Annotated in this window: 15 protein-coding genes; 6 read left to right on the forward strand and 9 right to left on the reverse strand. The window is 70.3% G+C overall.

Annotated elements, in window-relative coordinates:
• Positions 1–32: 32 nt before the first annotated feature.
• The 3 genes from ACH49X_RS22315 to ACH49X_RS22325 all read right to left on the reverse strand — a co-directional run bounded on the left by ACH49X_RS22315 (position 33) and on the right by ACH49X_RS22325 (position 3,819).
• Positions 33–1,172, reverse strand: coding sequence for an isobutyryl-CoA dehydrogenase (locus tag ACH49X_RS22315; protein ID WP_195080583.1), 1,140 nt, complete (start codon positions 1,170–1,172; stop codon positions 33–35).
• Between the two features lie 5 nt (positions 1,173–1,177).
• A complete protein-coding gene (locus ACH49X_RS22320; RefSeq protein ID WP_357208996.1) occupies positions 1,178–2,677 on the reverse strand; it encodes a CoA-acylating methylmalonate-semialdehyde dehydrogenase in 1,500 nt (499 codons plus the stop codon).
• Positions 2,678–2,847: 170 nt separating this feature from the next.
• Positions 2,848–3,819 (reverse strand): DUF2157 domain-containing protein, encoded by a 972-nt coding sequence (locus ACH49X_RS22325; protein WP_357208998.1) that lies wholly within the window; start codon positions 3,817–3,819, stop codon positions 2,848–2,850.
• 193 nt (positions 3,820–4,012) lie between these two features.
• On the opposite strand from ACH49X_RS22325, the gene icmF reads away from it, so the two are divergent.
• Both icmF and ACH49X_RS22335 read left to right on the forward strand, forming a co-directional pair.
• A complete protein-coding gene (gene icmF, locus ACH49X_RS22330; protein ID WP_357103629.1) occupies positions 4,013–7,231 on the forward strand; it encodes a fused isobutyryl-CoA mutase/GTPase IcmF in 3,219 nt (1,072 codons plus the stop codon).
• A gap of 185 nt (positions 7,232–7,416) precedes the next feature.
• The gene (locus tag ACH49X_RS22335; RefSeq protein ID WP_357209000.1) at positions 7,417–8,487 is read left to right on the forward strand and encodes an amidohydrolase family protein; all 1,071 of its coding nucleotides are present in this window, start codon (positions 7,417–7,419) and stop codon (positions 8,485–8,487) included.
• Between the two features lie 18 nt (positions 8,488–8,505).
• Here the strand turns inward: ACH49X_RS22335 and ACH49X_RS22340 are convergent, their stop codons facing one another.
• From ACH49X_RS22340 to ACH49X_RS22350, 3 genes are all read right to left on the reverse strand, one after another.
• Positions 8,506–9,303, reverse strand: a complete 798-nt coding sequence (locus ACH49X_RS22340; RefSeq protein WP_195080578.1) for a helical backbone metal receptor — start codon at positions 9,301–9,303, stop codon at positions 8,506–8,508.
• A 283-nt stretch (positions 9,304–9,586) separates the two neighbouring features.
• On the reverse strand, positions 9,587–10,354 hold the full coding sequence (locus ACH49X_RS22345; protein WP_357103633.1) for an SWIM zinc finger family protein: 768 nt from the start codon (positions 10,352–10,354) through the stop codon (positions 9,587–9,589).
• The gene (locus ACH49X_RS22350; RefSeq protein ID WP_357209002.1) at positions 10,351–13,161 is read right to left on the reverse strand and encodes a DEAD/DEAH box helicase; all 2,811 of its coding nucleotides are present in this window, start codon (positions 13,159–13,161) and stop codon (positions 10,351–10,353) included. Before ACH49X_RS22350 ends, ACH49X_RS22345 begins: the two co-directional genes overlap by 4 nt.
• Before the next feature lie 149 nt (positions 13,162–13,310).
• Here ACH49X_RS22350 and ACH49X_RS22355 point away from each other — a divergent pair, with 149 nt between their 5' ends.
• On the forward strand, positions 13,311–13,673 hold the full coding sequence (locus ACH49X_RS22355; protein ID WP_195080575.1) for a hypothetical protein: 363 nt from the start codon (positions 13,311–13,313) through the stop codon (positions 13,671–13,673).
• A 4-nt stretch (positions 13,674–13,677) separates the two neighbouring features.
• Here the strand turns inward: ACH49X_RS22355 and ACH49X_RS22360 are convergent, their stop codons facing one another.
• Positions 13,678–14,496 (reverse strand): sulfurtransferase, encoded by an 819-nt coding sequence (locus tag ACH49X_RS22360; RefSeq protein WP_397070722.1) that lies wholly within the window; start codon positions 14,494–14,496, stop codon positions 13,678–13,680.
• A gap of 173 nt (positions 14,497–14,669) precedes the next feature.
• Between ACH49X_RS22360 and ACH49X_RS22365 the strand changes: the two genes are divergently transcribed.
• Entirely contained in the window at positions 14,670–15,878 is a 1,209-nt protein-coding gene (locus ACH49X_RS22365; RefSeq protein WP_357209004.1) for a benzoate/H(+) symporter BenE family transporter, read from the forward strand.
• Between the two features lie 231 nt (positions 15,879–16,109).
• Here the strand turns inward: ACH49X_RS22365 and ACH49X_RS22370 are convergent, their stop codons facing one another.
• Both ACH49X_RS22370 and ACH49X_RS22375 read right to left on the reverse strand, forming a co-directional pair.
• Positions 16,110–16,916 carry an SDR family oxidoreductase gene (locus tag ACH49X_RS22370; RefSeq protein ID WP_357103642.1) on the reverse strand — a complete coding sequence of 269 codons (807 nt, stop codon included), beginning with the start codon at positions 16,914–16,916 and terminating at the stop codon, positions 16,110–16,112.
• A 145-nt stretch (positions 16,917–17,061) separates the two neighbouring features.
• A complete protein-coding gene (locus ACH49X_RS22375) occupies positions 17,062–17,553 on the reverse strand; it encodes an Lrp/AsnC family transcriptional regulator (protein WP_195080571.1) in 492 nt (163 codons plus the stop codon).
• 137 nt (positions 17,554–17,690) lie between these two features.
• Between ACH49X_RS22375 and pdhA the strand changes: the two genes are divergently transcribed.
• Both pdhA and ACH49X_RS22385 read left to right on the forward strand, forming a co-directional pair.
• On the forward strand, positions 17,691–18,803 hold the full coding sequence (gene pdhA / locus ACH49X_RS22380; RefSeq protein WP_357103645.1) for a pyruvate dehydrogenase (acetyl-transferring) E1 component subunit alpha: 1,113 nt from the start codon (positions 17,691–17,693) through the stop codon (positions 18,801–18,803).
• Complete coding sequence (locus ACH49X_RS22385) at positions 18,800–19,783, forward strand: alpha-ketoacid dehydrogenase subunit beta (protein ID WP_195080569.1); 984 nt, start codon at positions 18,800–18,802, stop codon at positions 19,781–19,783. Before pdhA ends, ACH49X_RS22385 begins: the two co-directional genes overlap by 4 nt.
• Positions 19,784–19,800: the final 17 nt, after the last annotated feature.

Consider the following 19,800-nt stretch of genomic DNA (forward strand, 5'->3'; position numbering starts at 1 on the left):
CACGCTGCGCTGCCGCCTCCGGGCCTGACCGCTCATGCCGCTCCTACCAATGCGCGGGCGACGACCACCCGCATGATTTCGTTGGTGCCCTCGAGGATCTGGTGCACCCGCAGATCCCGGACGATCTTCTCCACGCCGTACTCGGTCAGGTAGCCGTAGCCGCCGTGCAGTTGCAGGGCTTTGTTGGCCACCTCGAAGCCCGCGTCGGTGGCGAAGCGCTTCGCCATGGCGCACAGCTCCACCTTGTCCGGCGCGTCGGCGTCCAGCGCGGAGGCGGCCCGCCACAGCAGCGTGCGGGCGGCCTCCAATTCGATGCGCATATCGGCGAGTTCGAATTGCAGCGCCGGATTCCGCAGCAGCGGCTTGCCGAACGCGTGCCGCTCGGCGAGATACGGCACCGTCTTGTCCAGCGCCGCCTGCGCGCCGCCGACCGAGCACGCGGCGATGTTGAGCCTGCCGCCGTTGAGCCCGTTCATCGCGATGCGGAAGCCGTCGCCCTCCGCGCCGAGCCGGTTGGCCGCCGGGACCCTGGCGTCGGAGAAGATCACCTGACGGGTCGGCTGCGCGTTCCAGCCCATCTTCTTCTCGTTGGCTCCCACGGAGATGCCGGGAGTGTCGGCGGGCACGATGAACGCCGAGATCCCGCGCGCTCCGGAGTCTCCGGTCCTGGCCATCACGACGTAGACGTCCGTGGCGCCCGCGCCGGAGATGAACTGTTTGGCGCCGTTGAAGACGTAGTCGTCACCATCGCGCACGGCTTTGGTGCTCAACGCCGCCGCGTCCGAGCCGACGCCCGGCTCGGTGAGCGCGTAGCTGGCCAGCGTCTCCATCGCGGTCAGTCCGGGCAGCCAGCGGTTGCGCTGATCGTCGTCGCCGTAGCGGTCGATCATCCACGCCGCCATGTTGTGGATGGAGATGTAGGCGGCGATGGCCGGGCAGCCGGTGGCCAGCTGCTCGAAGATGCGCACGGCGTCGAGCCTGCGCAGCCCCGAACCGCCCACGTCCTCGCGCACGTAGATGCCGCCGAGGCCGAGCGGACCGGCCTTGCGCAGCACGTCCACCGGGAAATGCTTCTGCTCGTCCCATTCCAGCGCGTTCGGGGCGAGGAATTCGTCGGCGAAGCCGCGCGCGGTGTCGCGGATCGCCTTCTCGTCGTCGTCGAGTGCGAACATCCGCGTCAGTCCATCGTCGGGATGACGAACGCGTTGCTCTCCTTCAGGCCCGCGGGCCAGCGCTGCGTCACCGTCTTGGTCTTGGTGTAGAAGCGGATCGAGTCCGGGCCGTGCTGGTTCAGGTCCCCGAAGCCGGAACGCTTCCAGCCGCCGAAGGTGTAGTACGCGATCGGCACCGGGATCGGCACGTTGATGCCGACCATGCCGACCTGCACGCGCGCGGCGAAGTCGCGGGCGGTGTCGCCGTCCCTGGTGAAGATCGCGACGCCGTTGCCGTACTCGTGCTCGTTGGCCAGCCGCAGCCCTTCCTCGTAGTCCTTGGCGCGGACCACGCTGAGCACAGGGCCGAAGATCTCCTCGCGGTAGATCCGCATGTCCGTGGTCACCTTGTCGAACAGCGTCGCGCCGACGAAGTAGCCGTTCTCGGCGCCTTCCACGACCAGGCCGCGGCCGTCCACCACCAGCTCGGCCCCCTCATCGATGCCGATCTGGACGTAGTTGTTCACCCGGTTCACGCCGTCTTGGCCGACCAGCGGACCGTAGTCGGCGCCGGGATCGTCGGAACGGCCGACGTTGAGCTTGCGCACCCGCTCGGTCAGCTTGGCCACCAGGCGGTCTGCGGTCTCCTCGCCGACCGGGACGGCCACCGAGATGGCCATGCAGCGCTCGCCCGCGGACCCGTAGCCTGCGCCGATGAGCTGATCGGCCACGTCGTCGAGGTCGGCGTCGGGCATGACGATCGCGTGGTTCTTCGCGCCGCCGAAGCACTGGGCGCGCTTGCCGTTCGCGGTCGCGGTCTCGTAGATGTACTGCGCGATGGGGGTGGAGCCGACGAAGCCGACGGCCTTGACGCGCGGATCGTGCAGCAGCGTGTCGACGGCTTCCTTGTCGCCGTTGACCACGTTGAACACACCGGCGGGCAGACCGGCCTCGAGGATCAGCTCGGCCAGCCGCAGCGGCACCGACGGGTCGCGCTCGGACGGCTTGAGCACGAACGCGTTGCCGGTGGCCAGCGCGGGACCGGCCTTCCACAGCGGGATCATGGCCGGGAAGTTGAACGGGGTGATGCCCGCGACGACGCCGAGCGGCTGGCGCATCGAGTAGACGTCGATGCCGGTGCCCGCGCCCTCGGTGTACTCGCCCTTGAGCAGGTGCGGGATGCCGGTGGCGAACTCGATGACCTCCAGGCCGCGCTGGATGTCGCCCTTCGCGTCGGCGATGGTCTTGCCGTGCTCGGAGGACAGCAGGGCAGCCAGCGAGTCCATCTCGTCCTGCACCAGCGTCAGGAACTTCATCAGCACCCGCGCCCGCTTCTGCGGGTTGAACGCGGCCCACACCGGCTGCGCCGCCTCCGCGTTCGCGATGGCCGCCTCGACCTCGGACTTGCTCGCCAGCGGCACCCGCGCCTGCACCTGGCCGAGGTTGGGGTCGAAGACGTCGCCGAAGTTGCCGGACGTGCCCGGCACATGCTGTCCGCCGATGAAATGGGTGAGTTCGCGAACCATGCCAGTCCTGTTCTCGTAGCGATCGGGACACCGCGGTGCGGTATGCCGGTCATCCTATAGTTGGACGTCCAAGTATTGGTACTGCGCCAAGAACGATGTGATTCATCCCACCACCGCGGCTATGCCGACGGCAAGCGCAGCCGCCGGGTCGGCCGCGACCGCCGGGCGGTTTACGTCTTCGGCACCGCCACCGGCGGATCTGGTCGCTTGTCCCGCCGCGGCCGCGTCAACCGGAACGCGCCCGCCGCGAGCGTGATCGCGCCGATCGCCACGACCACCGCCGCCGCGCCGAGGGAGTCGCCGGTCCATTCCGAGACCGCCTCCCCGGCGGCGACCGCGATGGTGACCCCACCCCCGATGACGAGCACCGCCGAGCGCTGCGTCGCGTACAACGCGAAGCAGACCACGGCGATCACCGCCGTCACCCCATAGGCCCAGGCCCGGCCGTCGAGACTCTGCGCTGCCGCGACGGAGGTGACGATCGCGATCAGGTATCCGACCCGGAGGTCGGCCGTGGCGCCGGTTCTGGTCAGGCCGAACCACCCGGCGCCGAGCAGTAGCACCGCCACGGCGGCCCACATGTCGTCGAGGTCGAACACTTCGGTCAGCACCCCGGCGACGGCCGCGGGCACGAAGCAGGCGCAGACGAGCATGCCGAGCACGGAGGGCAGCGCGAGGTAACCGAGCACCGCGATCACCGCCCCGGCCGCGCACGCGAAAACCCAACCGGCATCGGCTCCGTCGAGCGCGGTGCCGACGGAGCCGGCGACCGCGACGGAACCGAGGGCGAACAGCGCGGCCGCCAACCTGCCGCGGGCGCTGTGGGCGTTCCCGCGACCGGACGGCAGCCCGGCGAGCAGCACTCCTCCGAGCAGCAGACCGGCCGCCACGACGGCGAGCACGCCGACCCGTACCGGCCGATCGAGCGCATCCCAGGACGAGGCCGCCACCAGGGCGATTCCCCCGAACAGCAGACCCGCGCCGACGTACGAGGCGATTTCGGCGAGCACCCTGCCGCGCGCCGACACCGCGGCCCGCTCGACGGCCAACGCCGCGAGCACCGCGTCGGCCTGGTCACGGGTCAGCACGCCGTCGGCGACCAGCCGCCCGATCGCGGCGTCCGCTCTGCCGTCGCTCACCATGCGCCCAGTATGTCCGAGTCCGCCGCTATGACAACACGATCGGCCGCGCGACCGACCGGAGTTCCAGGTCCATCGCTCGACAGCAACACGAAGACACCGCCGCGCGACGCGCTGGCGATGTGACGCCAGTCACCGTACGATTAGTTTGACGTCCTAGTATCGGGCGACAATGGAATCCCCGGAGGAATCCCCAGTGGCTGACAGCAGCGCGCTCTACACGCCCACCCATCCCGTTCGCTTCGTCACCTCGGCGGCCCTGTTCGACGGGCACGACGCGGCGATCAACATCATGCGCCGCATCCTGCAGAGCCAGGGCGCGGAGGTGATCCACCTCGGCCACAACCGCTCGGTCGGTGAGGTGGTCGACGCCGTGCTCACCGAGGACGCCCAGGGCGTCGCGGTCAGCTCCTACCAGGGCGGCCATGTGGAGTACTTCGAATATCTCGCCGACGCGCTGCGCGAAGCCGGAGCCGGGCACGTGCGGATCTTCGGCGGCGGCGGTGGCGTGATCGTGGCGGAGGAGATCGCGCGGCTGGCCGCGTCCGGCGTGACCATCTTCTCCCCCGAGGACGGACAGCGACTCGGCCTGCCCGGCATGATCAATCAGCTGATCCGCGCTTGCGATGTCGACCTCGCGGCCGAGCCGCCCGCGCCGGACGCGGTGCTCGCGGGCGAGCGCGCCGCCCTGGCGCGCGCCATCACCTGCCTGCAAGCGGACGCGCTGCCGGAGGCCGACCGCAGGAAGCTGGCCGAGGCCGCGGCGGCGCGCACCGTGCCGGTGCTCGGCATCACCGGGACGGGCGGCTCAGGAAAGTCCTCGCTCACCGACGAATTGGTGCGCAGGCTGCGGTCGGACCAGCAGGACAAGGTGCGCGTGGCGATTCTCGCCGTCGACCCGACCCGGCGGCGCGGCGGCGGCGCGCTGCTCGGCGACCGCATCCGGATGAACGCCCTCGACGGCGAGCACGTCTTCTTCCGCTCGCTGGCCACCCGCGGCGGACACGAACTGCCGGACAACATCGATCTCATCGTGGCCGCTTGCAAGGCGGCGGGCTACGACCTGGTCATCCTGGAGACGCCGGGCATCGGCCAAGGCGACGCCGCGGTGATCGACCACGTGGACGTGTCGATGTATGTGATGACGCCCGAGTTCGGCGCCGCCTCCCAGCTGGAGAAGATCGACATGCTGGACTACGCGGACGTGGTGGCGATCAACAAGTTCGAGCGCCGCGGCGCCGCGGACGCGCTGCGCGACGTGGCCAGGCAGCTGGTCCGCAATCGCGAGGCCTTCCACGCCGCGCCGGAGGACATGCCGGTGTTCGGCACCAGCGCGGCGACGTTCAACGACGACGGCGTGACGGCGCTCTACCAGCACCTGACCGGCCTGCTCGCGAACCACGGCCTGCGGCTGGAGCCGGGCGCGCTGCCCCGGGTGGACACCCGCGCGTCCACCCGCTTCGCCCAGCTCATCCCGCCCGCGCGGGTGCGCTACCTGGCCGAGATCGCCGAGACCGTGCGCGACTACCACGCCGAGACCGCCGCGCAGGTGCCGGCCGCGCGACGGCTGCAACGTCTGGAGCAGGTCGCGGCCGAACTGCCCGACGACACCGCCGTCGCGGAACTGGCCGAACGCGCCCGCGCCGATCTCACCCCCGCGAACGCCGCGCTGCTGGCGGAGTGGCCCGCGCTCGCCGAGTCGTATCGCGGCGAAGAACAGGTGGTCCGGGTGCGGGACCGGGAGATCCACACCCCACTGCGCCGGGAGACTCTGTCGGGCAGTTCGATTCCGCGCGTCGCGCTGCCCCGTTTCACCGACCACGGTGAGCTGCTGCGATTCCTGCGCGCCGAGCATCTGCCGGGGCGCTTCCCGTTCACCGCCGGAGTGTTCCCCTTCAAACGCGACAACGAGGACCCGGCGCGGATGTTCGCCGGCGAGGGCGACCCGTTCCGCACCAACCGCCGGTTCAAGGTGCTCAGCGAGCATTCCGACGCGAAAAGGCTGTCCACGGCCTTCGATTCGGTGACGCTCTACGGGCACGATCCCGCCGAGCGGCCCGATATCTACGGCAAGGTCGGCACGTCCGGCGTGTCGATCGCCTCGCTCGACGACATGAAGGTGCTCTACGACGGTTTCGACCTGACCGCGCCCACCACCTCGGTATCGATGACGATCAACGGCCCCGCGCCGACCATCCTGGCCTACTTCCTCAACACCGCGATCGATCAGGCGCTGGACCGCTTCGCGGCCGAGCAGGGACGGCCGCCGACCGACGCCGAAGCGGCCGACGTGCGCGCCCGCACGCTGGCGACGGTGCGCGGCACGGTGCAGGCCGACATCCTCAAGGAGGACCAGGGCCAGAACACCTGCATCTTCTCCACCGAGTTCAGCCTGCGCATGATGGCCGACATCCAGGAGTGGTTCGTGCGCAACGGCGTGCGCAATTTCTACTCGGTGTCGATCTCCGGCTATCACATCGCCGAGGCGGGCGCGAACCCGATCAGCCAGCTGGCCTTCACCTTGGCGAACGGATTCACCTATGTCGAGGCGTATCTCGCGCGCGGCATGCACATTGATGACTTCGCGCCGAACCTGTCGTTCTTCTTCTCCAACGGCATGGATCCGGAGTACTCCGTGATCGGCCGGGTGGCCCGCCGCATCTGGGCGATCGCCATGCGGGACCGCTACGGCGCCAACGAGCGGTCGCAGAAGCTGAAGTACCACATCCAGACCTCCGGCCGCTCGCTGCACGCGCAGGAGATGAACTTCAACGACATCCGCACCACGTTGCAGGCGCTGATCGCGATCTACGACAATTGCAACAGCCTGCACACCAACGCCTACGACGAGGCGGTCACCACGCCCACCGAGGAATCGGTGCGGCGCGCGCTGGCCATCCAGCTCATCATCAACCGCGAGTGGGGCGTCGCGATGAACGAGAACCCGCTGCAGGGCAGCTTCCTGATCGACGAGCTCACCGATCTGGTCGAGGAGGCGGTGCTGGCCGAGTTCGAGCGGATCAGCGAACGCGGCGGCGTGCTCGGCGCGATGGAGACCGGCTATCAGCGCGGCAAGATCCAGGACGAGTCGATGCGCTACGAACAGCGCAAGCACGACGGTTCGCTGCCCATCATCGGGGTGAACACCTTCCGCAACTCCCACGAGGAGCCGCACCGGGAGCTGGAACTGGCGCGCGGCACCGAAGCGGAGAAGCAGTCCCAGCTGCGGCGGGTGCGCGAGTTCCAGCAGCGCAACCGCGACGCAGCCCACGCCGCGCTGGCCCGGCTGGAGGCGGTGGCCCGCACCGACGACAACATCTTCGATGTGCTGATGGACGCCGCACGCGTGTGCACGTTGCAGCAGGTCACCGACACGTTCTTCACCGTCGGCGGTCAATACCGCCGCAACGTGTGAGCTGGACGCGCGGATTCGGAGCTGGCGGTGCTCAGCGGACGGCCGTTCGCGCTCGCGCACCGGGTTCGCCCGCCGATCCGGCCGGACCCGCCGCGCAGACTCGGCCGACGCGGATTCCGGACGCACCGCGCGCCGGGCATGTGACAATCGCCGGGCAAACCTTCGGCGCGGTTGGGACGGCAGACATGGAGCTATCGGGAATCCGGATCATCGACGCACATATCCACCAGTGGGATCCGTTCACCACACCGCGGGATTTCAGCGCTCTGGCGAAACTGTTCCGGCTGCTGCCGGTGCCGGTGGACGCGGCCAAGCGCCTCGCGCCGCGGCGGGACCGGGAGTTCGTCGGTGATCCGGTCGCCTACCTGCGGCCCTACCTGCCGTTCGACTACCGCGCCGACGCCGGGAACGCGCCGATCGAGGTGATCGCGCACATCGAGGTCGAGTGGTCGCAATCGGGACCGTTGGGGAAGGCCGGGGAGACCGCCTGGGTCGCGGGACTGCCGCTGGCGGAGGCGCCTCGGCTCGGCGCGATCCTCGCCGGCGGCGACCCGGCCGACCCGGGGTTCGGCGAACTGCTCGACGCGCACGCCGCCGCCTCGCCGCTTCTGCGCGGTATCCGCACCATGGTCGCCCACCATCCCGATCCCGGGGTGCGGTCGTTCACCGGCACGCCGGGCAAACTCGTCACCAAGGAATTCCTGGACGGCTTCGCACGGCTGGCCGAGCGCGGCCTTTCGTTCGAAGCGTGGGTCTACTCGCACGCGATTCCCGACGTCACCGCGCTGGCCGAGCGCTATCCCGAAGTTCCGATCGTGCTGAATCACCTCGGCACCCCCGCTGGCATCTTCGGGGCGGTGGGCAAACACACCGGCGCCAATCCGGGCCTGCGCAGGCAGTTGCTGGTGCGATGGCGCGACGATCTGGCCGCGCTGGCCGAGCGGCCGAACGTGGTCGCGAAGGTGAGCGGACTGATGATGCCGATCCTGGGGCATCCGATCCCGCCGCGCGGCACGCCGACACCGGTGCCCCAACTGCTCGACCGCATCGGCCCGCTGGTCGAGCACGCCTTGGACGTCTTCGGCGCGGACCGTCTCATCTGGGGGTCCAACTTCCCGGTGGACAAGCCGGTCACCAGCATCGCGAACAGCATCGAGGCGATCGCGACGGCCGTCACCGGCCACGGCGGCGGGCAGGCCGAACTCGAGCAGATCTTCCGGACCACCGCGCAGCGCGTGTACCGGATCGCGGACTGATCCGGTTGTCGGTGGGCGTTACGAATCGGGTTGAGCCGCCCTGGCCAGCTGCGCGGTAAGGGTCTCGCGGGCGGTCGCCAACGACGGCCCGTACCAGGTGAGGGCCCGGCCCTCGACCAGCGCGACCGGTATGCCCGGAAATGCTTCCGGTCCATCGGTTTCGGTGAAGACGTAGGGCTCGTCGGGCAGCACCGCGATGTCCACGCCTTCGGTCAATTCGGCCTCCGTGATGCGCGGATAGCGGTCGGGGCGATCGGCGTGCACGAGCCGCAGGCCGAGACGGCGGGCGATGTCGCCGGTGAAAGTGTTGCGGCCCACCACCATCCACGGATTCCGCCAGACCGGGATGACGGCCGCGCGTACCGGTTCGGGCGGTGGTGCGGCCCAAGCGGTTCGAGCCTCGGCGAGCCAGGCGGGGATGTCGACGCCGAGCGCCTCGACACACAGCCGGGCGAGGGAGGCCATGGCATCCTCGACGGTCTCGATCTCGGTCACCCACACCGGGATTCCCGCCGCGCGCAGCCGTTCGACGTCGCGGCGGCGGTTCTCCTCCTTGTTGCACAGCACCAGGTCGGGAGCGAGTTCGATGATCCGGCGGACATCCGGGTTCTTGGTCCCACGGACCCGCTCGACCGCCAAGTCGGCTGGGTGCGTGCACCATCGCGTTGCGGCCACCAAGACGTCCGGGCAAGTGCGCGCCACCGCCTCGGTGAGTGATGGAACGAGCGACACCACCCGGCGCGGAGGTGTTCGCAGATCCACCGGAGCGCCGAGGTCGTCGCGGGGCGACCCGGCCGCCGGGCTCTTTCCTGCCACACTGTCAGCGTATAACAGGATGTTTACGCAGGTCTGTGCGCTTTTGCGGCCCGGAGACGAGGCGTGCGGCGCTCCGGCGGCGCGAGGCCGACGACTCGGCAAGTTCGGCACAAGGGCAGCAGCCGGGCGTCGCTGGGGCAGTTCCCGCACGGGTTACGCGGCGCGACACTGGATGGTGGCACCCGGCGTCGGGAAGTCTCCGGTCCCTTCGCTCCGCCGGTATCGATCCCGCCCCGACAGACCGGCGGTAACCGACAGCCCCGATGCTGGGTGCCAACCAAACTCAGCGGTCGAACCGCCGATAGAGCGCGGTGAGATCGCGCAGACCGGTCGCCGCGACCGTCTCCTCCGCCGAGGTCATCCGCAGCGCCTTGCGCAGCAGCAACGGATCCAAGTCTTCCAGGGCGGCCCGGAATTCGACCGCGGGCAAGTCCGGCAAGATACTGCGCTCACCGTACGGATCGTCGGCGACCGTGGGGCTCGGCTCGCGTTCGATGCCGCCGATCAGGGTGTCCAGATCGAGTCCGCGCAGGGTCAGGATCTCGCGCGGGTGTTCGTCGAGCCGCTCGGCCATCAGGTAGCAGACCGCGGCCACGTGCTTGCACGGCCAGCCCGGGTCCGGGCAGGTGCAGGTGAAATCCAGGTCCGCCGCGGTGCTCGGCAGCAGCAGCGGCCCCAGCCCGGCGGGCAGCGCGCCAGAGGCGATCTCGGCGAGCATGCCCGGCGCCGAGCGGATGGTCTCGATGAGCAATTCGATTTCGTCCTCGCGCAACGGGCGCACGGTGAACACCGCCGTGAACGGGCGCGGTTGACTGCCCTGCACTTCCGCCGTCACCGCGCCCGGCTCGATCCGGTAGTTCACCACCTGACCGGATCTGGCGTAGTTGCGGCCGCGCGCCAGCCGCCCCGGCTCCGCCATCCGCTCCACCGATTCCACCAGCGCCTTGCCCCACCAGGTACGGCCGAAACCGCCGCGCCTGCTGCGAGCTTCCACTCCGCCGCGCACCGGCAGCTTCTTGCCGTACTCGGAGTAGTCGATGAAAGGACTCATTCGCCCACCGCCGCCGCGCCGAGGGCGAACAGATCGCGCAGTTCGTCGGTGCTCAGTTCGGTGATCCAGTTCTCCCCGGCGCCGACGGCCAGATCGGCGAGCTGCCGCTTGCCGTTGATCATCTCGTCGATCCGCTCCTCGATCGTGTCCACGCACACCAGCTTGCGCACCTGCACATTGCGCTGCTGGCCGATCCGGAAGGCGCGGTCGGTGGCCTGGTTCTCCACCGCGGGATTCCACCAGCGATCCAGGTGGACCACGTGATTGGCGGCGGTGAGATTCAGCCCGGTGCCACCGGCCTTGAGCGACAACAACATCAGCGGCGGACCGTTCTGCGCCTGGAAACCGGTGACCATCGCGTCGCGCTTCTTCTTCGGCACGCCACCGTGCAGGAACGGGATCTCGGCGCCGAACCGCTCGGCCAGATACGGCGCGACCAGTTCGCCGAATTCCCGGAACTGGGTGAACAACAGCGCTTTCTCGCCGTCGGCCAGCACCGCGTCCACCACGTCCTCGACGAGGGCGAGCTTGCCGGAGCGGTGCGCCCCTCGGTGCAGCAGGCTCGACCCGTCGCCCAGGAAATGCGCGGGATGGTTGCACACCTGCTTGAGCCGGGTGAGCGCCCCGAGCACGGCGCCCTTGCGGGCCATGCCTTTCGCGTCCTTCAGCTTGGCGAGCATGTCGTCGACGACCGCCTGGTAGAGGGCGGCCTGCTCGACGGTGAGGTTGGCCCGCACGGTCATCTCCAGCTTCTCCGGCAGGTCGCTGATCACCGTGGGGTCGGTCTTCACCCGGCGCAGCACGAACGGCTGGGTGAGCCAGCGCAGGCGGCTGATCGCGTTCTGGTCGCGCTCGCGTTCGATGGGCACCGCGAAGCGGGCGCGGAACGACTGCGGGCTGCCGAGCACTTTGGGCATCGCGAAATCCATGATGGAGCGCAGCTCCTCCAAGCGGTTCTCCACCGGAGTGCCGGTGAGCGCCAGCCGATGTCGCGCGGGCAGCGACCGCGCCGCCCGCGCCTGCCGCGTCCCCGCGTTCTTGATGTGCTGCGCTTCGTCCAGCACGACGCGGTCCCACTGCTGCCTGCCCAGTTCCCCGGCGTCGCGCGCCAGCAGCGCGTAGGTGGTGATCACCAGATCCGCGGCGGCGACCGTCTCGTCGAACTCGGCGCCCGCTCGCCGCCCCGCGCCGTGGTGCACCCACACCCGCAGATCGGGCGCGAACCGCTCCGCCTCGCGCTGCCAGTTGCCGACCACCGACATCGGGCACACCAGCAAAGTCGGGCCGGGCTGCGGCTCGGACGTCTCCCGTTCGTGCACCAGCAGGGCCAGCACTTGAACGGTCTTGCCGAGCCCCATGTCGTCGGCCAGGATCGCCCCGCACCCCATCCGGCTCATGGTCGCCAGCCAGGCCAGGCCGCGTTCCTGGTAGGGCCGCAGCTCGGCCTTCAGCCCGACCGGCGCGGCGACCGCTTCCGGTTCCCGAGCGCGGTCGAGCAGGTCCCCGGCCCATCCCGAGGCGGTGACCTCGGTGATCGGCACCTGCGGCACCCGGGAGACCGCGATCTCGCCGAGCATGTCCGCGAAGGTGATCGGCGAGTCGTCGGCGTGCGCGGCGACATACTTGGCCGCGGCGGCCAGCGCCTTGTGATCGGCCTGCACCCATTGGCCGCGCAACTGGACCAGATCGGATTTGGCGCGCACCAGCCGTTCCATCTCGGCCGTGGTGAGCACCATCCCGCCGAGCGCGAGTTCCCAGCGGTAGGAGACCAGGCCGCGCATACCCACCGTGCTCTCCGCGGCGGGCACCGCGCTCTCCACCCGCAACCGCATGCTCGGCTCGGCGACGCTCCAGGCGCGCGGGAGCAGCAACTGAACGCCCGCGTCATGCAGGGCGTGTACGCCGTGGGCGACCAGATCGAGCACCACTTCGGTGGGCAACAGCAGATCCATGCTGCGCGGATCGCTCGGCAGATCACGCAACCTCGGATACGCCCGCTGGGCCGCGCCGAGCTTGTCCACCGCTATCCGGACCAGATTCGGATCATCTTGCAGCGGAATGGTTCTCGGCGCCTCGCCGGTGAGCCGCAGGCACACCTCCAGTCGCCACAGCGCCACCGACTCGTCGGCGGCGCCGAGTTCGCCGTCCGGCTCGAGCAGCCGCAGCACCAGTTCCGGTTCGTCACCGGTCAGGCTGGCCCGCCAGCGCTCGAGCACCTCGGCGACCTGATAGCTGCCGCTGTCGAGCGGAACATCGCCGACCAGGGCGGCCACCAGCGGATGCGGTGAGTCCGGCAGGTCGGCCAGTGACCGCGCGATCGGGTCGGTGAGTTCGGTGACCAGGTTGTCGAGCAGTGCCGCCGGACGCCCGGCCACCCGCAACGCCTCCGGCATGGCGACCGCCAGTTCGGCCAGCCAGGCCCGCTGCCGCTCCCCGCCGACCAGCCGCCAGCGCACCCACCACTGGCCGTCCTCCCTGCGCAGCTCCGGCACGACACGCCCGGCGCGCACCCAGCGTTCGATGCCGCTCGCGACATGTGCCAGGTAGCGCAGATCCCCCGACACCAGCTCGGTGGGCAACCGTTGCCGCAGGGCCCGCGCCGCCGCGGCCGGGGCCAGGGCGTGCGCGCGAACCCGCGCCGTCCCGGCGGCCCCGCCCTCGACGACCATGACCTCGGCCCGGTGCCGGAACTTCGATGCCCGCAGTACGCCGCCCAGCGGATCGGGAAGATCGGCGGACGTCGTGGCGGCCTGCGAGTCGTGCCAGAGCAGCAACCCGGCACCCGGCGACCACAGTCCGTGCAGCATCACCCCATCCAAGCAGGCGGGTACGACACGGCCGCGCACACCGTGCCACGACCGTTGTGGATTTCTGCGCCCAACCGGCACATACTGGAATATCCGCAGGTCATCGCAGAACAACCGCAGCTTGGTTTCGAGAAAGCGGAGGAAGCAGCATGACGATTCTGCTCCAGGTTCTCGAGCAGAGCTTCACACCGACGACCACGTGGGAACGGCGCAAATTCACCTTCGTGCATGCCGACAAGATCGTCGGGATGCGCCTCGACGGGCAGTGTGGCGTGTGGCTGGACCTGTCGCGTCCGGGTGAATCGCAGCGGCTGGCCCGCACCACCGACCCGCGTGAGGCGATCACTTTCCTGCTCACCACCTTCGCCAAGATCGCCGAATGCGAGGAGCGCGGTGGCTCGTGGGTGATCGGCCACGACGGGACGCATATCGAGTCGATCGCGGCCACCCGGTTCCCGCCCCGGGTGAGCGAGGTCGCCGACGACGACCTCCTGGCCCGGGCCTGGCTGTAAGGCGTCAGCTACCGGTCGCGACCGGTCGTTTCGGATCGTTCGACCACTGCGACCACGACCCGGGATACAACGCCGCCTCCACGCCCGCGATGGCGAGCGCCGCCACTTGGTGCGCCGCCGTCACGCCGGAACCGCAGTACACGGCCACCGGCCCGGATCCGAAACCGGCGAACCGGTCGCGCAGCTCCGCCACGGCGCGGAAGCGCCCGGCCGCGTCGAGATTGTCGGCGGTCGGAGCGCTCAACGCGCCGGGGATGTGCCCGGCGCGGGGGTCGATCGGCTCCACCTCGCCGCGGAAACGCTCGCCCGCCCTGGCATCCAGCAGCACGCCCTTCCAGCGCGCCGCCGCGTCGGCGTCGATCACGGGCAGGTGGCCGGGGCGCAGTTCGACGTCCCCCGGTTCCGGGTCGGGCTCGGCGCCGGTCGCGACGGCGCCACCCGCTTCGATCCAGGCGGGCAACCCACCGTCGAGGATGCGCACGTCCGCGACGCCCGCCCAGCGCAGCAGCCACCAGGCGCGCGCGGCCGCCATGCCGCCGGTGGCGTCGTAGACGACCACCGGGTCACCCTCGCACAACCCCCAGCTGCGCGCGCACTTCTCCAGCTGCGCGGGGTCCGGCAGCGGATGCCTGCCGCGCGCGGGTGAGGGCGGCGCGGCCAGCTCGGTTTCCAGATCGACGAACACCGCGCCGGGCACATGCCCGGCGAGATAGTGCTGCGGCCCGTCCGGATCACCCAGCGCCCAGCGCACATCCAGTAGGCGAAGCCGCTTGTCCGCCAACGCTTCCCGAAGCTCCTCCGGTGAGATCAGTACCGCGCTCAACTCAGCTCCTCATCCCGAATCGCGTCCTCGCGCACCGACTCCCCCACCCTACGCATCCGGATGTGCCGATGTCGCCGAACACTCGCGCCGCTGCCGCCCGCAGGTGCAAGTCAGGCCAGTTTCGCGGCACTGGCAGGCGACACGCCTTCGTGACCAGCGGCAATATGCCACCGATGTCGAACGTATCCACCGAGACCACTGCCACCCCGCAGCAGGAACGGTCGCGAGCCGGACTGGCGCTGCCCCTGGGCGCGGGCGCGGTGACGGCGCTGGTCGGATTCACCAGCTCGTTCGCCGTGGTGCTGAGCGGCTTGACCGCGGTAGGGGCGAGCCACGCCCAGGCCGCGTCGGGCCTGCTGGCGCTGTGCGTCACGCAGGCGATCGGCATGATGGCGCTGAGCTACCGCTACCGCATGCCGATCACGCTGGCCTGGTCGACGCCGGGCGCGGCGCTGCTGGCGGGGACGGGCGCGGTGACGGGCGGCTGGCCCGCCGCGATCGGGGCGTTCGCGGTGGCGGGGGTGCTGATCGTCGTCACCGGACTGTGGCAGCGGCTCGGCGCGCTGGTCGCGGCGATTCCGGTGGAGATAGCGCAGGCCATGCTGGCCGGAGTGCTGCTGCCGCTGTGCCTGGCGCCGGTGCGGGCGGTGCAGACCAGTCCGGCGGTGGTGGCGCCGGTGATCCTGGTCTGGCTGGTGCTGCAACGATATGCCCAGCGCTGGGCCGTGATCGCGGCGTTCGCCACCGCCGCGGTCGCCGCCGCCGTCAGCATCGCCGTGCAGCACCGGCGCCTCGACGTCGGCGCGATGGCTCCGCACCTGGAGCTGACGCTGCCGCAGTGGAGCTGGCAAGCCGTGATCGGTGTCGCGATTCCGCTCTACATCGTCACCATGGCCTCGCAGAACATCCCGGGCACCGCGGTGCTGGCCTCGTTCGACTACCGGGTGCCGTGGCGCGCGGCGATGACGGTCACCGGGCTCGGCACCATCGTCGGCGCGCCCGCGGGCGGGCACGCGATCAATCTCGCCGCCATCAGCGCCGCGCTCTCGGCGGCTCCCTCGGCGCATCCGGACCCGAAGCGGCGCTGGATCGCGGCGTTCACCACGGGCGCGATCTACCTGCTGCTCGCGCTCGGCTCGGCCGCCTTGGTCACGCTGATCGCGACCGCTCCGGCCGGAACACTGGAAACCGTCGCAGGTCTGGCCCTGCTGGCGACCCTGGCCGCGGCGCTCGGGGCGGCGCTGCGCTCCGAACACCGCGAGGCCGCCGTGGTGACCTTCCTGATCGCCGCCTCCGGAGTCGGCTTCGCGAACATCGGCGCCGCCTTCTGGGCATTGCTCGCCGGTCTCGTGGTGCGCAAGGTGCTGCCGCCGCAGAAATGAGCGCGGTCGGAGGCCCGCGCGAGGCCGATGTGGCGCGAGCAGCCGCCCCGATAGCCGCAGCCGGACAGACTCGGCCCACAAACCCGCGCCGGGCCGAACAGCGCCCACCGAGCACAACTCCACCGGCCCCCCTACCAGGCCCGATGAAGTGTGAGGCGACCACTTGGGGAGCGCAGCCGCACGCAGTCCGCCCACAGCCCGCGCCGGGCCGAGCGGAGGCGAGGCAGCCGCTTACGCGCGCAGCGCGGCCTGGAAGCGGCGCATGCCATCGATCCAGCGGTCGTAATCGGAACCTTTGTGGCGGTACATCTTCAGGACCTCGGGGTGGGGCAGGATCAGGAAGTGCTCGTCGGCCACTCCGGCGAGCACGATTTCGGCGACCTCTTCCGGTGTCAGCACCGCGCCCGCGCTGGTCACGGCCTTGACCGCGAGTTCGGCTTCGGCGGCATGCTCCGGCGGAACGAGGCCGCCGCGCAGCAGCCGCGTGTCAACACCCATCGGGCACACGCAGCTCACCCGCACCCCCTGGTCGCCGTAGGTCACCGACAGCCACTCCGCGAAACCGACGGCCGCGTGCTTGGACACCGCGTAAGGGGCCGAACCGAGCTGGGTGAGCAGTCCCGCCGCCGACGCCGTGCCGACGAAATAGCCACCGCCACGGGCCAGCCACCCCGGCACGAGCAGCCGCGCGGCGCGGACGTGGGCCATCACGTTGACCTCCAGCGCCGCCGCCCACTGCTCATCGGTGCTGTCCAGACCCGCGCCGCCGCCGATGCCCGCGTTCGCGAAGTACAAGTCGACCGGTCCGAACTCCGCCTCGGCGCGCTCGAGCAACGCGCGGATCACCGCCTCGTCGGCCACGTCCCCGCCGACCGCGACCGCATCCGCCCCGAGAGACTCCGCGACCCGCGCGGCGCTCTCGCCGTCGAGGTCGGCGAGCACCACGCGCGCACCGGCGGCGACCAGCCGGGCGGCCAACGCCGCGCCGATCCCCGCGCCAGCCCCCGTGACAATGGCAACTTTGCCCGAAATCTCCATTCCCGCACCCTAGCGGCAGATCACCGCCCCCCGCCGAGAAGACCGCGACCACCTGATACCGGTCGCGTGGCGTATCTGCGCGAACTGGAACCCGGTGCCCGGCCGAGAATTCGTGGGCTCTCGATCGGACTCGGCGACAAGGTTTTCAGCCCGAATTCGCCAGCCGCTCCAGCAGCGGAGCGGTGCGCGGACCGACCAGCTCCCGCATCACCAGCGCCATGTTCGTCCGCTCGACGCCGGGGATCTTGAGGATCTGCCCGGCGATGCGATACAGGTCGTCGGCGTCGCGCGCGACCACCCGCACGGTGAGATCGGTGAGTCCGGTCATGCCGCACACCTCGGTCACCTCGGGCACCTCGGCGAGTTCGTCCACCACCGAATCCAGCTGGTGCTGGTCGACGACCACCGCGACGAACGCCGCGAGCGGATAACCGAGCGCGCGCGGCTCGACGCGCCGCTCGAAGCTGCCCAGCACGCCGCCGGCCTCCCAGCGGGACAACCGGGCCTGCACGGTATTGCGGGACAGACCCAGCCGGGTGGCCAGCTCGACACCCGTCGCCCTGGGGTTGGCGACCAGTTCCAATAACAGCCTGGCGTCGGTGGCGTCCAGGCTCACGCCGGCGCTTTCTCTGGTCATACCACGCAGTATGACACCACCGCGCGGGTCGCAATTGAGCATTCTGCCCATGCCGCGGCCGACCACTTGCGCAGTTCGCATTGGGGTGGATGCTGTGAGTTAGGACACAATCCGACCAGTCGAGGAGGCGATCACCCATGCCGGGCAAACCCGAGTATCCGGTGCAGCTGGTGCAGCCGGACGGTCGCCGCGTCCTCGACCGTGAGCACGCCGCGCTGGTCGCCGACATCGGGCCGGACGAGCTGCGGGCGCTGTACGCGGACATGGTGGTGACTCGCAGGATCGACCTAGAGGCCACCGCCCTGCAACGGCAAGGCCAGCTCGGCCTGTGGGCGCCGATGCTCGGGCAGGAGGCCGCCCAGGTCGGCTCCGCGCACGCGCTGCATCCCGACGACTACGTCTTCTGCAGCTATCGCGAGACGGCGGTGGCCTACTGCCGCGGCGTGCCGCCCACCGATCTCACCCGGCTGTGGCGCGGCGCCGCGCACCATTGCTGGGACCCGCACGCGGTGAACATGACCAACCCCAACATCGTCGTCGGCTCCCAGGGCCTGCACGCCACCGGCTACGCGTTCGCGGCGCACCTGGACGGCGCGGAGATAGCCACCATCGCGTACTTCGGCGACGGCGCCAGCAGCCAGGGGGACCTGGCCGAAGCCCTCGGGTTCGCCGCGACCTGGAGCGCGCCCGTGGTGTTCTTCTGCCAGAACAACCAGTGGGCGATCAGCGCGCCGGTGCGGGTGCAGAGCGCGACGCCGATCGCCCGCCGCGCCTACGGCTACGGCATGCCTGGCAGGCAGGTCGACGGCAACGACGTGCTCGCCGTGCTCGCCGTGACCAGGCAGGCGATCGCCAGGGCGCGCACCGGCGGCGGACCGTCGTTCATCGAGGCGCTCACCTACCGGATGGGCCCGCACACCACGGCGGACGATCCCACCCGCTACCGTTCGGCCGCCGAGACCGAGCAATGGGCGCGGCGCGATCCGATCGACCGCATCCGCAGACTGCTCGAACGTGAGGGCCACTGGGACGACGCGTTCGGCACGCGGGTCGCCGAGCGATCGGACGCGGTGGCCGCGGCGGTGCGCCGCGCGACCATCGACATGCCCGATCCCGCGCCGAGCGAGCTTTTCGACCACGTCTACACCACCCCGCATCCGCTGATCACCGAACAGCGGCGGGCGTACGCGGAATACCTGGCCGGCGATCCCGGCGGGTCCTCCGCACGAGGAGAAGGAGTCCCGCGATGATCACCACCTTCGCCGCCGCGCTCAACACCGGCCTGCGCCGCGCGCTGGAGGATGATCCGAAGGTCTTGCTGATGGGCGAGGACATCGGCCGCCTCGGCGGGGTCTTCCGGGTGACCGACACCTTGCAGAAGGACTTCGGCGACAACCGCGTCATCGATACGCCGCTGGCCGAATCCGGCATCGTCGGAACGGCTTTCGGCATGGCGCTGCGCGGGTACCGGCCGGTGTGTGAGATCCAGTTCGACGGCTTCGTCTATCCCGCCTTCGACCAGATCGTCTCGCACGTCGCCAAGATCAACTACCGCACCCAGGGGAAGGTGCACGCGCCGTTGACCATTCGCATCCCGTTCGGCGGCGGGATCGGCTCGGTCGAGCACCACTCCGAATCTCCCGAAGTCTATTTCGCGCACACCGCCGGGCTGCGCGTCGTGTCACCGAGCAACCCGGCCGACGCGTACTCGATGATCCGGGCGGCGATCGCGCTGAACGATCCGGTGATCTTCTTCGAGCCCAAACGCAGGTACTGGGACAAGGCCGACGTCGATTTCGCCGCGCTCGATCGCGACGGCGGCCTGCCGCTGGATCGCGCGCGCGTGTGCGCCACGGGTGCGGACGCGACCGTCGTCGCCTACGGCGGGACCGTGGCGACCGCGCTGGCGGCCGCGAAGATCGCTGAAGGGGAGGGGCACTCGCTCGAGGTGATCGATCTGCGCAGCCTCTCGCCGATCGACTTCGACACCGTCGAGCGGTCGGTCGCGAAGACCGGGCGGCTGATCGTCACGCACGAGGCTCCGGTATTCGCCGGGCTCGGCGCCGAGATCGCCGCGCGGATCACCGAGCGCTGCTTCTACCACCTGGAAGCGCCCGTGCTGCGCGTCGGCGGATTCGACATCCCCTACCCCCCGGCTAAGCTCGAAAAGCACCATCTGCCCGACCCCGACCGCATTCTCGACGCGGTCGACCGTTCCCTCGCCGCGTGAGGCGGGCTCGCCGTAGT

Origin of the sequence: Nocardia sp. NPDC019323 (genome assembly GCF_044389845.1) — a bacterium.
Taxonomy (GTDB): domain Bacteria; phylum Actinomycetota; class Actinomycetes; order Mycobacteriales; family Mycobacteriaceae; genus Nocardia; species Nocardia implantans.

What these genes read in the sequence shown, in the direction of transcription:
- ACH49X_RS22315 (WP_195080583.1), bottom strand. Translation starts at nt 1,172, where the DNA reads ATGTTCGCACTCGACGACGACGAGAAGGCGATCCGCGACACCGCGCGC.
- ACH49X_RS22320 (WP_357208996.1), bottom strand. Translation starts at nt 2,677, where the DNA reads ATGGTTCGCGAACTCACCCATTTCATCGGCGGACAGCATGTGCCGGGC.
- ACH49X_RS22325 (WP_357208998.1), bottom strand. Translation starts at nt 3,819, where the DNA reads ATGGTGAGCGACGGCAGAGCGGACGCCGCGATCGGGCGGCTGGTCGCC.
- ACH49X_RS22335 (WP_357209000.1), top strand. Translation starts at nt 7,417, where the DNA reads ATGGAGCTATCGGGAATCCGGATCATCGACGCACATATCCACCAGTGG.
- ACH49X_RS22345 (WP_357103633.1), bottom strand. Translation starts at nt 10,354, where the DNA reads ATGAGTCCTTTCATCGACTACTCCGAGTACGGCAAGAAGCTGCCGGTG.
- ACH49X_RS22350 (WP_357209002.1), bottom strand. Translation starts at nt 13,161, where the DNA reads ATGCTGCACGGACTGTGGTCGCCGGGTGCCGGGTTGCTGCTCTGGCAC.
- ACH49X_RS22355 (WP_195080575.1), top strand. Translation starts at nt 13,311, where the DNA reads ATGACGATTCTGCTCCAGGTTCTCGAGCAGAGCTTCACACCGACGACC.
- ACH49X_RS22365 (WP_357209004.1), top strand. Translation starts at nt 14,670, where the DNA reads ATGTCGAACGTATCCACCGAGACCACTGCCACCCCGCAGCAGGAACGG.
- ACH49X_RS22370 (WP_357103642.1), bottom strand. Translation starts at nt 16,916, where the DNA reads ATGGAGATTTCGGGCAAAGTTGCCATTGTCACGGGGGCTGGCGCGGGG.
- ACH49X_RS22375 (WP_195080571.1), bottom strand. Translation starts at nt 17,553, where the DNA reads ATGACCAGAGAAAGCGCCGGCGTGAGCCTGGACGCCACCGACGCCAGG.
- pdhA (WP_357103645.1), top strand. Translation starts at nt 17,691, where the DNA reads ATGCCGGGCAAACCCGAGTATCCGGTGCAGCTGGTGCAGCCGGACGGT.
- ACH49X_RS22385 (WP_195080569.1), top strand. Translation starts at nt 18,800, where the DNA reads ATGATCACCACCTTCGCCGCCGCGCTCAACACCGGCCTGCGCCGCGCG.